Below are 13,036 nucleotides of genomic sequence, written 5' to 3' on the forward strand. Positions count from 1 at the left end.
GTCAGCCCGCCCCCTTGTGGATACCGCATGTCCCGGTGATACCGCACGGGCGACCAGCCGTCAGCCCCTACGACTCCACGAGTTCAACCTCAGTAACTGAACTAACTTGACTGTTTTCGCAGGTCAGTCGAGGTATCTGCTACTGAACTTGATTGAGTGATGTCGGGATGGTTCGCCTGACAGCGGCCTGCTGGCTCCGGTAGCTCTGGGGCGTGAGATACGCGCAGGGTGGTGGGCTGACCGACGCGGAGAGGGCCGCGCGGGAGCGGGTCCGGTTGCAGGCTGTCGTCCGCTTCGAAGGTGGGGAGACGAACCGCGAGGTCGCCGTCGCTTTGCGGGTGAGCGAACGGTCGGTGGAGCGGTGGCGCCGGGCCTGGCGCGAGCGTGGCGAGGCCGGGGTGCTGTCGCAGGGCTCTCCGGGGCGGTCTCGGCTCAGCGAATCGCAGATCGCCAGGCTGGAACGTGAGTTGCAGCCTGGTCCGCTGGTCCACGGCTGGGCGGACCAGCGGTGGACGCTGGCGCGGATCAAGAAGTTGATCGGTCGGCTGTTCCACTTCTCCTACACCGTCGAGGGCACGTTGCGGTTGCTGAAGCGGCACGGGTGGAGCTGGCAGCAGCCGACCAGGCGCGTCATCGAGCGGGACGACGAGGCGGTTGAGGTGTGGAGGAGGGAGACCTGGCCGCGGGTAAGAGCATCGCGGCGGAGCACGGGGCCTGGATCGTCTTTGAGGACGAGGCCGGGCAGTCGATGACTCCGCCGCGTGCCAGGACCTGGGGGCGGATCGGTCACACCCCGGTCGTGCGGGTTCGAGGCCGCGGTTCGGGACGCGTGTCGATGGCGGGCATGGCCTGCTTCAAGCCGGGCCGGCGGTCCCGGCTCATCTATGCGATCCGCGAGTATCGGGGCCGCAAGGACGAGCCGAAGGGCTTCGGCTGGCGGGACTTCCGCGACCTGGTCGTCCGCGCCCGTATCCAGCTCGGGGGCCCGATCGTGCTGGTCTGGGACAACGTCCGCCTCCACCTGACCGCCGGTATGAAGGAGTTCATCGACGCGAATGCCGAGTGGCTGACTGTGTTCCAACTCCCAGCTTACGCCCCTGACCTCAACCCGACCGAAGGCATCTGGGCGCTGGTCAAGCGCGACCTGGGCAACCTGGCCGCCGCGGACCTGGGGGAGATCACCAGAGCCGTGAAACGTCGGCTCAAGGGGATCCAATACCGCCCTGCCCTCGTCGACGGCTGCATCGCTGCCACCGGTCTGAGCCTGGACGGCTGACCGAACCCGGGGACCGGTCCCAGATCACGCATCCCAGTTCGCATAGTCCCCGATCGCCACGTCGTCACAGAAGGTCTCCCAGAACCCGTTGTGCGCGAGAGCGGTCTCGTCGATGCCGGAGATGAGATCGCGCAGCTCTTCCGCCGCCTCCTCGAATCTCTCCTCGTCGTCGTCCGCATGGAACGGGAAGCGTGCGATCACGGCCGCGACGCAGCGGTTGAAGGAGTCGAGGTCGCTGTTTACGTGATGGGCCGTCGCTGACTCGATCTTGGGGACCTGCACCACGTGACCAGTGGCCACGTCGACGGCGATGCGTCCGAACAGGCCACTCGTCGCGATGGCGACCAGCCCCCGCTCACCGAATCCCCCGAAGTACACCGGCTTGCTCAGCGGCCGGTACTCGTATCCGATCAACCCGCCTGGAACGCCGGTCTCCCCGAGATCGACAGCGATCTGGGTGGGCACCTCGACCGGGGCCTCGACGTGGATCAAGACGAACTCGGGCTTCGGCAACTGCGGCAGGGACTGGATCACGAGAGGATCCTCTCCCGATGGACCGCCCGGCAACACCCATAGGATCGCGAGCCAGGCGAATCAGGTCGGGCGGCCAGCCCCGACATCACGCAATCAAGTTCAGCAGCAGCGCTCCGGCGACGACACGACGGACACTGCGCCGTTGACACGGCGAACACGACGAGACCGCGAGGGTATGTACTGACAGGTGTCTGCCTCGGGCAGGCGCCGGCCGCGATGCTCGTGGCATGACCAAAACGAGCGTCCCGATCACCGTCTTCGCCCGTACAACATCCAGCCCCGCGCACACCTACCAGGTCATCGTGCCGATCGACCTCGCCCAGGTGTTCAAGCCGTGGGGACCCTTCCCCGGCGTCGCGGAAGTGCGCGGCCAGACCGGCACCTGGAACCGGCCGGGGATGTCGCGCCAGACCTGGTTCACCGACGGCTCCAAGGCCGACGAGCGGCTTACCGAGATCGCGGAGGGGCACGGGTTCGCCTACGAGCTGAGCGGCTTCACCAACGTGCTGGCCAAGCTGGTCTCCGGGGTGCGCGGCGAGTGGTCGTTCTTGCCCGATGGGACCGGCACGTCGATCCGGTGGACGTACGACTTCCGGCCGCTGCCAGGCCGCCGCTGGATCGTCGCGGGGCCGTTCAAGCCGCTCTGGGCCCGCTACATGCGCGCTGCGCTCACCAGGATGGTGACCGTGGTGCAGGAAACACCCAGTGGCATGATGGAGGAGTGAGCGACCTGAGCTTCGGCGCCTTGCTGCGCGGCTGGCGCGACCGCCTCGACCCGGCCGATGCCGGCTACACCCGGTCAGCCCGCCGCCGCGCCCCTGGCCTGCGCCGCGAGGAACTCGCCGAGCTCGCCGGCCTCTCCGTCGAGTACGTGCTGCGCCTGGAGCAGGGCCGGGCCACCACTCCCTCCGCGCAGGTGGTCTCGGCCGTCGCCCGCGCGCTGCGGCTCACCCCGGCCGAACGCGACCAGCTCTTCCGCGCCGCCGGCCTACTCGCCCCGCGCGACCACACCGTCGGCACGCACGTGCCGCCGAGCATCCACCGCCTCGTCGCCCGCCTCGGTGACCTCCCGATCGGCGTGTTCGCCGCCGACTGGAGCCTGTTGTGGTGGAACGACATGTGGACGGTTCTGCACGGCGACCCGTCCGGCCTGCCGCCCACCGAACGCAACCTCGCCCGTGCACTCTTCGGCACGGGAGAGGGCCGCTGGCACCTGTACCCCCTCTCATCGGCGGCCGGAGAGTACGCGTTCGAGACGGCGATCGTCGCGGACCTGCGCGAAGCGGTCGCCCGCTATCCGGCCGACCCGGAGCTGGCCGCGCTCGTGGACGGGTTGCGCAGGGCCTCGCCGTTCTTCGGTGAACTGTGGGCCGTGGCGGGCATGGAGCAGCTGACCGGGGACCTGAAGACGATCAGCCATCCCGAGCTTGGCGACGTCACCCTGGACTGCGACGTGCTGACCTTGCCAGGAGCCGACCTGCGCATCGTCACCTACACCGCGGCCCCGGGAACCCGCGGCGCCGACCAACTCGATCTCATGCGTGCGTCCCGGCTCAGCGAAGCCCGCTGACCATCGGAGCGCTGAGGAACCCATTCGGCATCTGGCCGTGAAGCTCTCGACGAAGCGCGAGCCCTTCAGCGCCTCGTCGAAGTACACGGTTCCCAACGCGCGGTCGCCCGATCGCTCGCAAAGTCCAGCGGTTGGGTCACCCAAAGACTTGAGGCTGATCCTTTGGAGTGGACACCCTGACAATGGATCTTGATGGTCCAGGGAGGGATGTCCAAGTGGGACGCAGGTCTCCGTACCCGGAGGAGTTCCGGGAAGACGCCGTCGCGCTCTACCGTGCTGCAGCGGGCAAGCGGACGTACGCGGCGGTGGCTGCGGATCTCGGCATCACTGCCGAGTCGTTGCGGACGTGGGTCCGTAAGGATGAGGTTCAGGCTGTGCCCGGACGCCGTGGCGCGGGCGGGAGCGAGGCGGAGGAGCTGGCCCGGCTGCGGGCGGAGAACGCCCGGTTGCTGAAGGCCGAGAAGGAGTGGCACCTGGAGCGCGAGATCCTGCGCCGGGCAGCCGCCTATTTCGCTCGGGAGGTGAGGTGACACCCTGCCGCTGGGACTTCATCTCCGACAACCGTGCCGACTTCGGCGTCAAGCGGATCTGCCGGGTGCTCGGGGCATCGCGCGCCGGCTACTACCGCCACCTGGCCACCGGGCAGGCCCGCGCCGGGCGCCAGGCCGAGGAGAATCCGAGCCGCTCCCCATGCCGTCGCAGCTGGCGTCAGTCCCGTCCTCTCCACGCGAGTAGAGGTGAGCCGATCCGCGGTGACGCGATCTGGCTCAAGGTCGAGTCCTCTCCGCGCGAGCGGAGGTGAGTCGGCGCCCAAGTTCGACGGCGAGTTCGACCCGACGTCCTCTCCGCGTGAGCGGAGGTGAGCCGTCCACCCAGCGTGGCCTGGGTGGACTTGTTGAGTCCTCTCCGCGCGAGCAGAGGTAAGCCGACGGCCACGATCGTCTCGCGGTGTCGGCGTCGGGTGAACCGTGGTTCTGGATCACTTTCCGTGCTGAGACCACGAAGGGTCACCACAACCGCGATCATGAACGGCCTCACGCTGTGAGGAGGACCCGCTTGCGGAGCAGGTCGAAGTTGGCCCGGCCGAACATCTGCCGCTTCAGCATCTTGATCTTGTTGTTGTGGCCCTCGACGGCGCCGGAGCTGTAGGGGAGGCTGAGTCCGGCGACGACCGCGTCGCGGTCCTGGCCGATCCCGTTGACGAAGCCGTGCAGGGCGGGCAGGTCATCGGCCTGAACGCGCTCGATCCACTGGTCGAGGTCCTGACCTTGGCGATTGTTCATCAGCTCGGCGAAGGCCCGCACGTGCCCGGCGGTCCGGTCGAGTTCGGGGCAGCGGGCGAGGATCGTCTTGAGCCGCCGTTCCTGGTCGTCGTCGAGACGGTCGGGGCGGCGGGTGAGCCAGCCGGTCACGCCCCGCACGGACGGGGCTTTGCGGGGCGGATCGTCGTGGGGACGGGATTCGCGGAGCCGCTATATGTACTTCTTCACGACGCTTTCGCCTCCGGGGTAGCCGCGCTCGCGGAGTTCCTCGAACAGGCGGCGGGCGACGGTGCAGCCCTCTGCCCACCGCTGGTGTAGGTAGGGCTTGTAGGGATCAAGGATGCTGGACCGGCCGGTCCAGCGGCCGACCAGAAGCTCGTCCGCGGTGGCCGCGTGGGCGAGGCGGCGGACGGTGTTGCGGGCCAGACCGAGCCGCCGGGCGATGGGCCGCAGCCCGAGCCCTTCGTCCAGGAGGGCGTGGACGGCCGCGTGCTGCTCGCGGACCCTGTCGGACAGGCGGCCGGATTGCCGTGGCTCGCCTGCGGAACGTGATTCCAGGTCTGTGATCTGTTCGGCCGGTGCGGGACGAACCGGGCCCGGCTCCTCCGGCTCGCGCAGCAGGGCACGGTGCTGGATGACCGTCTTCTCGACGGCCTCGACCAGGTTCGTCCAGATGTGCCACCGGTCCGCGACGTGGATAGCGTCCGGGGCGCCAAGCCGCCCGGCCTCGGCGTAGGCGGCGGAGCGGTCGCGGCAGATCACCTTGACACCGGGGTGGTCCGTGAGCCACCAGGCCACCGTCGAGGTTTCCCGGTCGGGCAGCAGATCGACCGGGGGGTGTGTCTCGATGTCCACCAGGATCGTGCCGTAGTGGTGCCCCTTGCGCAGCGCGAACTCGTCCACCCCGAGTACCCGCGGCGTGGGCACACCGGGTTCCGGCAGGCGACGTATCAGCCGCAGGAGCGTCGATCGGATCGCCCGGACCGCGAGCGTGTCCGCCAGGCGGGCGCCGGCCCGGCCCGCCAGCATCACCGCTACCTGTTGCAGTACCGTCTGCAGCCCGGTGCTTCGCCTCCCGTGTCGGAAGGTCAGCCCGTCGACCTGTTCGGCGAACGTCGCCTGTGGGCAGGCCTGTTCGCGGCAACGGAACCGCCGAACCTGTAACTCGACCACCACCGGTCGACCGCCGACCGCGTTGTCCACGAGCCGGCGTACGTACCGGCTGTGCACCCGGGCCGATGCCGTCCCACAGGTGGGGCACACCGCCCGCTCCGCTGATGTGCGAGCCCGTACGACCACCAACTCGCTGTCGAGCACGACGTTTTCGATCACAACACCTTCCACCTTGTGGAACCACAGGTCCTGGAGGAGAACATCATCCACGGTCGTTCATGATCGCGGTTGTGGTGACCCTTCGTGGTCCCGGCACGGAAAGTGATCCAGAACCAGGGTTCGGCCGTCGCCGACAGCCGGACGTGTACGCGCAGCAGTGCGGGCGGGCTGCGGCCTCGAGCGGAGGCTTCGGCCTGGCTGCTGACCGTCGCCCTCGCACCGGGCGACGGGCCCCGCTCCTGGCCTGTGCCGCCTGGGGTCGGCTCAGTGGCAGGGCATGCTCATGTAGAGCGCCTGCTCACCCTTGGAAGGGGTGCCTTCGTAGAGGGTGGTGTCGAGTCCGCAGAAGGCGAAGCCCATGCGCCGGTATGCGTGGATCGCCGGCGCGTTGATGCTGGTGACCTCCAGCCAGAGGTGGCCGGCACCCCGCTCGCGGGCGAACTCCCTCGCGAGTCCCATAAGCGCGCGGCCTACTCCCCTGCCCCGGTGCGGTGGGGCGACTGCGATGTCCTCGATGATCAGCCGACGGTTCCAGCCGGAGTACGAGACGGCGGCGAACCCGGCCAGGTCACCGGCGACGCCGTGGGCGACGAAAGTGCAGGAGTCCACGGCGTCCTCGTCGTCGCCGTCCGGCTCGTCCTCGGGAAACACCTTGGTCAGGGGCGGCTCCACCGGGATCTCCCGCAGCGCGAACCCCTCCTCGGCGACGGTCACCTGGAAGACGGTGTCGGTGGTGAAGGAGTCGTCCAGGGCCCTGATGGCCTCGGTGTCCTCGGCAGCGGCGATGCGGTACCGGTAAACCGTGTCGCCCACAGTGGTCATGGCACGACGCTACGACCGCTCCCACCACGGCAGGACGGGTTTCGGCCGGTCACACCCGCACCTGCCCGATCCAAGGCTCCAGGTCGCCGGACACGGCGTCACCTCTCGCGGCTCCCACGCCCACCCCAGCCGGGCGGACACTTCCTCCATGAAGTACAGGAGGTAGAGAGTGTCGGCCGCGACGATGTGGGCCAGCATCGAGTCCGCCGACAGGTTGCCCCACGTGCCCTTGCCGTCCGGCCGTCGCGCGCGGATCAACACCACCGCATGATCATAAAGAAGTGGCTTCGACTCGGTGGCTCTGGACTCGTAGTGCCAGAACACCGCGACGATCAGCCCGTCCTTGACCCGGGCGCGGCGCTTGCCGCCGCCTTTCCAGCGGATCTCCGCGACCTCATCCCCCAGCCACGCCAGCGTCTTGTCCCGGGCGATCTCCTGGCACAGCTCCAGCACCGAGCGGGTCTCGTCATCTCCCAGAGCCCACGCGATGTGTGCCGTCGGCGGGGGCCGGAACACCAGGTCGAAACCCAGCCAGGGGGTGCGCTCCTTGGCCTTGTCGGTCTTGGGCGAGCGGTTGTGCTCGATGGGCCTGCCCAGCACAGTTCCCCGCCACGCCTGCGCCGGGCTCTTGCCCTGCGCCAGCAGCTCGCGCTCGATCCGGCCGGCGTCCGGGTGCCGGTCTTCCCCCAGGAGCAGTTCGGCCTGCCGCTCGGTCACCACGTCCTCGGCCATCAGGCCGACCGCGGCCAGGCCCCGCCCTTCCAGATCCCGGGCGGGACACCGGCTTCGTCCTGGGCGGCGCGCAGCGGCATACCCGCAGCGCGGTGGCCGTCACCGACCATCACACCGCAGAAGAGATAGCGCACCCCGTGCCCCGGGCGAACCCCCGACATACTGATCACTGGCCCATGGAACCCCAGCGCTGACCTGCGAAAAAGCGCGGTCCCGGGCCCGTCCCGCCGGGCGGGAGGCCATCACTAGATCTTTACCGCATCGCCCGCCGGGCGGACCGTCACAGCAGCCCGCGACGGTAAGCCGCCGACCTGTGCACAGTCCGCCGTATGACTACCGAACTGCTCCACGGAGACCTCTGCCCGCTGTGCGGCCGGCCCCTCACGCTGCGCCCGACCGTCGTCGTCCGCTCGAACGTGCCGTACCCCACCTGGACCGACTACCTGCCCTACTGCACCGCCTGCGCCAATGACCTGCCCGACGTGCAGAGGTGGAACGACCTGATGAACGACCGCTACGGCCTCTGACGCGGACCGTGCGAATGCTGCGCCACGACCACATCAGCACCACCCACTACGAAATCCGCCCCGAGCCGACTCCAACGCCATCCAACGCGCACCCACGCACCACTTCCCCGACCGTTCACCACCGCTGAGCGCACCGCGTCACCGACGCCCTTCAACACGAGCAGCCACGACCGCCCCCGGCCGACCGGCCGGGGGCTTCGTGCGTCCTAGGGGTTCATCGTGCCCACCTACGAGACCTTGCCGCGCTTCGCCGTCGACCTGGACCGCCTCCCCCCGGAGCAGCGTCGCCGATTCCGCCGTACCGTGGCTGCCTTCGTCGAGGACCTACGCACCGGCAGCTTCCGCGCCGGTCTCCGCGTCCAGTGCGTTCAGCAAGCACCGGACGTCTACGAACTGACCTGGTCCATGGGCACCGGCCCCGCAGGACGCGCGACGTGGGAGTACGGGCCCGCGTGCCGCCCCGGCGTGTTGACTGAACTACTTTCGACGTTTTCGCAGGTCAAACGGGTTGTCTGTTAGGTTCTCGGCATGCTTGATCACAGCGGTCCCGGGAGGGATCTGAGGAGCTTCGCCCTGCCCGACTCCGGTCAGCTGCTGGCGACGGGAGACGTCTGGGAGCCGTACCGGTTGGTCGATCAGCATGGTCTGCCGGTCGAGCCGGTCGCCGTGTATTTCAAGGACCTGCTTGCGGCGGACACCCCGGCAACCACGCTGCGGTCGTACGGCAACGACCTGCTGCGGTGGTGGCGGTTCCTTCTCTGCACCAAGCAAAAGGACACGCCGGGGTGATTGGTTCAGGTATTCACGGACCCGTCCGTCTCGCCTTCACACTTCGTGGGACAGAGCGGCGGGACTCATCCGGCCCGCCACTGCGTCGGTTCCGGGCTCCGGTGATCACTGGGCCGCGTGCCGCGCAGCCGCTTGAACGCCACGCTCAGCGCGAAGGCGTTGGCGTAGCCCACCTTCCTTGCGATCGTGCCCACCGTGTCGTCGGTCTCCCGCAGCAGGTCCGCGGCCAAGGTGATCCGCCAGTCCGCGAGGTAGGCCATCGGTGGTTCGCCGACCAGCGCCGTGAACCGCCGGGCGAGCGCTGCCCGCGATACCCCCACCTTGGCCGCCAGGTCCGCCACCGTCCAAGGGCGGGCGGGTGTGTTGTGCAGCAGCCGCAGCGCGGTACCCACGACCGGGTCGTCCAGTGCGCGGCACCAGGCCGGGGCATCGGTGTCTGGGTTGTCGAACCAGCTGCGCAGCGCGGAGACCAGCATCAGGTCCAGTAGCCGGTCCAGCACCAGCTGTTGTCCCGGTCGCTCTCTGGTGACCTCCTCGGCCACCATCTCCACCGATGGGTAGGGGCTGCCCTCGGCCGGTACCACCAGCACGGCGGGCAGGGCCTGCAGCAGTCGTTCGCTGAGCTCTCCCCGGCGCTCGAAAGCCCCGCTGACCAACACGGCAGCCCCCTCGGCTGGCGTTCCGCAGGTCCGGGCGGGCCTAGAGGCGTGCTCTACGCCCTCGGCTCCCGTGCAGTAGTCGGCGCTGGTCACCATCAGCGAGGGTGTGGTCGCGAGGTCGTCGGCCACTGTGTAGGGCGCGTCGCCGCGGATGACGGCGATGTCGCCGACGCCGATGGGCACCGGTTCGTGCTGGTCGGGAACGATCCAGGCCCGGCCGCGCAGCATCGTGGCCAGCGTCAGCGGGGCGCCACTGGCCATCCGCAGGGCCCAGGGCGGTCGCATGATCGTCTGACGGAAGACGGCGCTGCGCGCCCGTACCTCTGCCAACAGCTCCGACACGGCGTCCATGCCCCCAGCGTAGACGCCTAGACATCATGTGGAGCTTGCTAGCCATGGATCGTCTCGGCGCCCGCCGGTTGACTGGGGTCATGTCTGAACATCCAATCCTTGTCACCGGGGCAACGGGTAAGTCTGGCCGCCGCGTTGTCAGCCGACTGCGGGCCAAGGGGCTGCCGGTTCGCGCGGCTGCCCGGAACGGCGAGCACATCTTCGACTGGACCGACAGCGGCACCTGGGATGCGGCTCTGGAGGGCGTGCGGTCCATGTACATCGTGCAGTTGGACGGCACGAAGCTCGTTCGCCCGTTCATCGAGCGGGCGGTGCAGCATGGGGTGCAGCGAATCGTGCTGGCCTCGGGGCGTGGTATCGACAATCCGGATTACGCGAAGGACAGCAGCGGTGTCTTTGAGGGCATCGTCGACAGCGAGGCCGCCGTGCGGGAGAGTGGTCTGGAGTGGACGATCAGCAGGCCGGGCTGGTTCGCGCAGAACTTCAGTGAGGGCTTCTTCGCCGATGGCATCCTCGCCGGTGAGCTGCGGCTGCCCGCCGGCGATGGGGCTGCCAGCTTCGTCGATGCCGAGGACATCGCCGCGGTGGTGGTCGCCGCACTGACCGAGGACCGGCACGCCGGCCAGATCTATGAGTTGTCCGGACCCCGGGCGGTGACGCTGACCGAGGTGGTCGCCACGATCTCCGAGGCTACCGGCCGCGAAATCCGCTACGTGCCGCTCTCCGTCGAGGACTACGTCGCGGAACTCGTTCAGCAGGGATTGCCGCCCGCGGACGCCGAAGCCTTCGCGGACGTCATTGAGCCACTCAGGGAGGGTACGGACGAGTACGTCTCCGACGGCGTGCAGCGTGCCCTTGGTTGCCCGCCGCGGACCTTTGCCGAATTCGCCAAGTCCACTGCTGACGGAGGCGGTTGGCCAGGCTGACCGTCTTACCGAAACTGGCGCGACCGGGCAGAATCTGCAGTCGCCCAAGGTCGTCACTTCCCTGGGCGGCTGCGGCCGTCGCCGCCAGAGCGTCTCGCGCTGGGGCTATTGCGCAGTACATGAACCGTCGCTCGCGGAGCGGCCGAGTAGGCGGCCGTCGAACCAGTCGGTCATCCCCGGCCGTAGGCCGCGTATCCGATCCGATGGGTCACAGGGAGCCGTCGCGCGAGTCAGGCAGCGGCGGCGGGATGCCGGGTATGCCGAGGTCGACCGGCGCCATGCGGGCCAGCCGCCGGCTCTCTTCGCGTTTCTGACGCAGGAAGGTGAGGGTGAGATCGATGCCCTCAATCTCACCGAGCCATCCCTCTTGCTCGGCACGGGCCCGGCGGGCCAGGAGGTCGATCTCGTCGAGGCGAGGCAGCATCTTAGGGTTGATGTTGAGCATGGGACATCGCAAACAAGCGTGTTCATGCCGACAAGGGGTGCCGTAGGGCCGAGCACGCCCGCCCGGCTCAACCTTTCGGTGGTCGAAGTGTTCTTCAAACCCGCGCCACTCGGTGTCAGTGACCGGGCGGTACTCGTCTGCGGGGCGGGCCTGGCGACGCCGGTCGAGAAAGCCCTGATAGTGGCGGACGACGTCTTCGTTGAACACGGCGACGTAGCCGCGAGTTGTCTGCAGATTCAAGTGGCCGAGTAGGGGGATTGCTGCAGGGTTGGGTGACATCTGACCTGGCCGCCGTCAGGCGGGCTGGAAGGATGGAGCAATGCCCAAGCCGTATCCCAAGGAGTTCCGCGAGGACGTCGTGCGTGTCGCGCGCAGCCGCGAGCCTGGCGTGACGCTGGAGCAGGTGGCCGCCGATTTCGGGGTCCACACGGTCTCGCTGACGAAGTGGCTGCGCCGCGCGGGGACCGAGGACAGCACCGCCACCAGGTCCGCGACGGCGCCGGCCGAGTCGGCCGAACTGCGCGAGGCCCGCAAGCGGATCCGGATGCTCGAGCAGGAGAACGAGGTGCTCCGGAAGGCCGCGGCCTGTCTGTCGCAGGCGAACCTGTCGGCAAAATGATGTACCCGCTCGTCCGCGAGCTGGCCGCCGCCGATGCCCCTGCAAGGGTGCCGGTGGCGGTGACGTGCCGGGTATTGGGTCTGGCCCGCCAGCCCTACTACCGGTGGCTGGCCCGTCCGGTCACCGACGCGGAACTGACCGAGGCCCACCGGGCCAACGCCCTGTTCGACGCCCACCGCGACGATCCCGAGTTCGGCCACCGCTTCCTCCTCGACGAAGCAAGGGCCGCCGGTCGGGCGATGGCCGAGCGGAGCGGATGGCGAATCTGCCGCGGCAACGGCTGGTGGAGCGTGTTCGGCAAACGCAAAGGCCGCGGCAAGAACGCCAAGGCGGGCCCGCCGGTCCACGACGACCGGGTCCGGCGCGACTTCACCGCCCCGGTGCCGGACCGGCTGTGGCTGACCGACATCACCGAGCACGCCACCGGCGAGGGCAAGCTCTACCTGTGCGCGGTCAAGGACGTGTACTCGGGCCGGATCGTGGGCTACTCCATCGACTCGAGGATGAAGTCCCGCCTCGCGGTGAGAGCCCTTGAATCCGCGGTCGCCCGCCGCGGCCAGGTCGCCGGATGCATCGTCCACTCCGATCGCGGATCTCAATTCCGTGCACGGAAGTTCGTGGCCGTTCTCGCACGTCGCAGCATGATCGGTTCGATGGGAAGAGTCGGTGCGGCCGACGACAACGCGGCCATGGAGAGCTTCTTCGCGCTGCTGCAGAAGAACGTCCTCGACCGCCGACCCCGGCGGACCCGGAACGAACTGCGGATCGCCATCGTGACCTGGATCGAGCGCACCTACCACCGCAGACGGCGCCAGGTCCGCCTGGGCCGATTGACGCCCGTCGAGTACGAAACCATCATGGCCCCTCACGCAGCACCCGCTGCGTAAACCCCGACTGTCACCCGATCGCGCAGCAGTCCCATGTGCTGGTTCAGTCGTCCGTGACAGCTCTTCTGTGGCGAAGTCGTTCCCGGAGAGAGCCGACCATCGGGAGAGTGTCAGTGTCCACGCGCAACTGCGGCCCTACCTACTGAAGAACCGACGTGCTCCAGTACTCCGCCGGAAGCACCACAGCGATTTCCGCTCATCCGTAGGGGTCGGCTGCGCCAAGCCCGCCACAGCAGTTGCACTTGAGCGCTGTCGGCGAGACCGGCCCCGTCCAAAAGGTGGGCTCCTTGTCCCCCTCGCATCCC

Annotated in this window: 14 protein-coding genes and 3 pseudogenes; 10 read left to right on the forward strand and 7 right to left on the reverse strand. The window is 68.6% G+C overall.

The features are described 5' to 3' along the window. The first annotated feature begins 212 nt into the window (after window positions 1-212). Both ACF07S_RS27490 and ACF07S_RS27495 read left to right on the forward strand, forming a co-directional pair. Complete coding sequence (locus tag ACF07S_RS27490) at window positions 213-752, forward strand: winged helix-turn-helix domain-containing protein (RefSeq protein ID WP_391975397.1); 540 nt, start codon at window positions 213-215, stop codon at window positions 750-752. After that, window positions 749-1,276: a transposase gene (locus ACF07S_RS27495; RefSeq protein WP_391967237.1), complete on the forward strand. Its 528-nt coding sequence runs from the start codon at window positions 749-751 to the stop codon at window positions 1,274-1,276. Before ACF07S_RS27490 ends, ACF07S_RS27495 begins: the two co-directional genes overlap by 4 nt. 24 nt (window positions 1,277-1,300) lie before the next feature. On the opposite strand, the gene ACF07S_RS27500 is transcribed toward ACF07S_RS27495, so the two are convergent. Beyond that, window positions 1,301-1,810, reverse strand: a complete 510-nt coding sequence (locus ACF07S_RS27500; protein WP_391975398.1) for an SUKH-4 family immunity protein — start codon at window positions 1,808-1,810, stop codon at window positions 1,301-1,303. A 227-nt stretch (window positions 1,811-2,037) separates the two neighbouring features. On the opposite strand from ACF07S_RS27500, the gene ACF07S_RS27505 reads away from it, so the two are divergent. From ACF07S_RS27505 to ACF07S_RS27515, 3 genes and pseudogenes are all read left to right on the forward strand, one after another. Then, entirely contained in the window at window positions 2,038-2,535 is a 498-nt protein-coding gene (locus ACF07S_RS27505) for an SRPBCC family protein (RefSeq protein ID WP_391967229.1), read from the forward strand. Further along, complete coding sequence (locus ACF07S_RS27510) at window positions 2,532-3,380, forward strand: helix-turn-helix domain-containing protein (protein WP_391967230.1); 849 nt, start codon at window positions 2,532-2,534, stop codon at window positions 3,378-3,380. Before ACF07S_RS27505 ends, ACF07S_RS27510 begins: the two co-directional genes overlap by 4 nt. A gap of 215 nt (window positions 3,381-3,595) precedes the next feature. Next, a pseudogene (locus tag ACF07S_RS27515) lies at window positions 3,596-4,053 on the forward strand (transposase); the annotation flags it as partial. A 361-nt stretch (window positions 4,054-4,414) separates the two neighbouring features. On the opposite strand, the pseudogene ACF07S_RS27520 reads toward ACF07S_RS27515, so the two are convergent. The 4 genes and pseudogenes from ACF07S_RS27520 to mobF form a co-directional block, all read right to left on the reverse strand. Continuing rightward, a pseudogene (locus ACF07S_RS27520) lies at window positions 4,415-4,804 on the reverse strand (transposase); the annotation flags it as partial. Window positions 4,805-4,852: 48 nt separating this feature from the next. Continuing rightward, on the reverse strand, window positions 4,853-6,025 hold the full coding sequence (locus tag ACF07S_RS27525) for an ISL3 family transposase (RefSeq protein WP_391975399.1): 1,173 nt from the start codon (window positions 6,023-6,025) through the stop codon (window positions 4,853-4,855). A 213-nt stretch (window positions 6,026-6,238) separates the two neighbouring features. Then, a complete protein-coding gene (locus ACF07S_RS27530; RefSeq protein ID WP_391975400.1) occupies window positions 6,239-6,796 on the reverse strand; it encodes a GNAT family N-acetyltransferase in 558 nt (185 codons plus the stop codon). Between the two features lie 93 nt (window positions 6,797-6,889). After that, window positions 6,890-7,638, reverse strand: a pseudogene (gene mobF, locus ACF07S_RS27535) (MobF family relaxase); the annotation flags it as partial. Window positions 7,639-7,857: 219 nt separating this feature from the next. On the opposite strand from mobF, the gene ACF07S_RS27540 reads away from it, so the two are divergent. The 3 genes from ACF07S_RS27540 to ACF07S_RS27550 all read left to right on the forward strand — a co-directional run bounded on the left by ACF07S_RS27540 (window position 7,858) and on the right by ACF07S_RS27550 (window position 8,844). Beyond that, window positions 7,858-8,055 (forward strand): hypothetical protein, encoded by a 198-nt coding sequence (locus ACF07S_RS27540; protein ID WP_391975401.1) that lies wholly within the window; start codon window positions 7,858-7,860, stop codon window positions 8,053-8,055. A 219-nt stretch (window positions 8,056-8,274) separates the two neighbouring features. Continuing rightward, window positions 8,275-8,574 (forward strand): hypothetical protein, encoded by a 300-nt coding sequence (locus ACF07S_RS27545; protein WP_391975402.1) that lies wholly within the window; start codon window positions 8,275-8,277, stop codon window positions 8,572-8,574. Between the two features lie 9 nt (window positions 8,575-8,583). Then, window positions 8,584-8,844: a hypothetical protein gene (locus ACF07S_RS27550; protein WP_391967479.1), complete on the forward strand. Its 261-nt coding sequence runs from the start codon at window positions 8,584-8,586 to the stop codon at window positions 8,842-8,844. Window positions 8,845-8,909: 65 nt separating this feature from the next. Here the strand turns inward: ACF07S_RS27550 and ACF07S_RS27555 are convergent, their stop codons facing one another. Further along, a complete protein-coding gene (locus tag ACF07S_RS27555; RefSeq protein ID WP_391975403.1) occupies window positions 8,910-9,854 on the reverse strand; it encodes an AraC family transcriptional regulator in 945 nt (314 codons plus the stop codon). Window positions 9,855-9,934: 80 nt separating this feature from the next. Here ACF07S_RS27555 and ACF07S_RS27560 point away from each other — a divergent pair, with 80 nt between their 5' ends. After that, window positions 9,935-10,780, forward strand: coding sequence for an SDR family oxidoreductase (locus ACF07S_RS27560; RefSeq protein WP_391975404.1), 846 nt, complete (start codon window positions 9,935-9,937; stop codon window positions 10,778-10,780). A gap of 208 nt (window positions 10,781-10,988) precedes the next feature. Here the strand turns inward: ACF07S_RS27560 and ACF07S_RS27565 are convergent, their stop codons facing one another. Next, window positions 10,989-11,465 carry an integrase gene (locus tag ACF07S_RS27565; protein WP_391975405.1) on the reverse strand — a complete coding sequence of 159 codons (477 nt, stop codon included), beginning with the start codon at window positions 11,463-11,465 and terminating at the stop codon, window positions 10,989-10,991. 79 nt (window positions 11,466-11,544) lie between these two features. On the opposite strand from ACF07S_RS27565, the gene ACF07S_RS27570 reads away from it, so the two are divergent. Beyond that, window positions 11,545-12,731, forward strand: a protein-coding gene (locus ACF07S_RS27570; RefSeq protein ID WP_391975406.1) for an IS3 family transposase whose coding sequence is annotated in 2 segments (ribosomal slippage) — window positions 11,545-11,823 and window positions 11,826-12,731 — 1,185 coding nt in all. Because the reading frame shifts where the segments join, the coding sequence is not laid out codon by codon here. Window positions 12,732-13,036 lie beyond the last annotated feature (305 nt).

This window comes from Streptomyces sp. NPDC016640 (genome assembly GCF_043076215.1).
Lineage (GTDB): Bacteria > Actinomycetota > Actinomycetes > Streptomycetales > Streptomycetaceae > Streptomyces.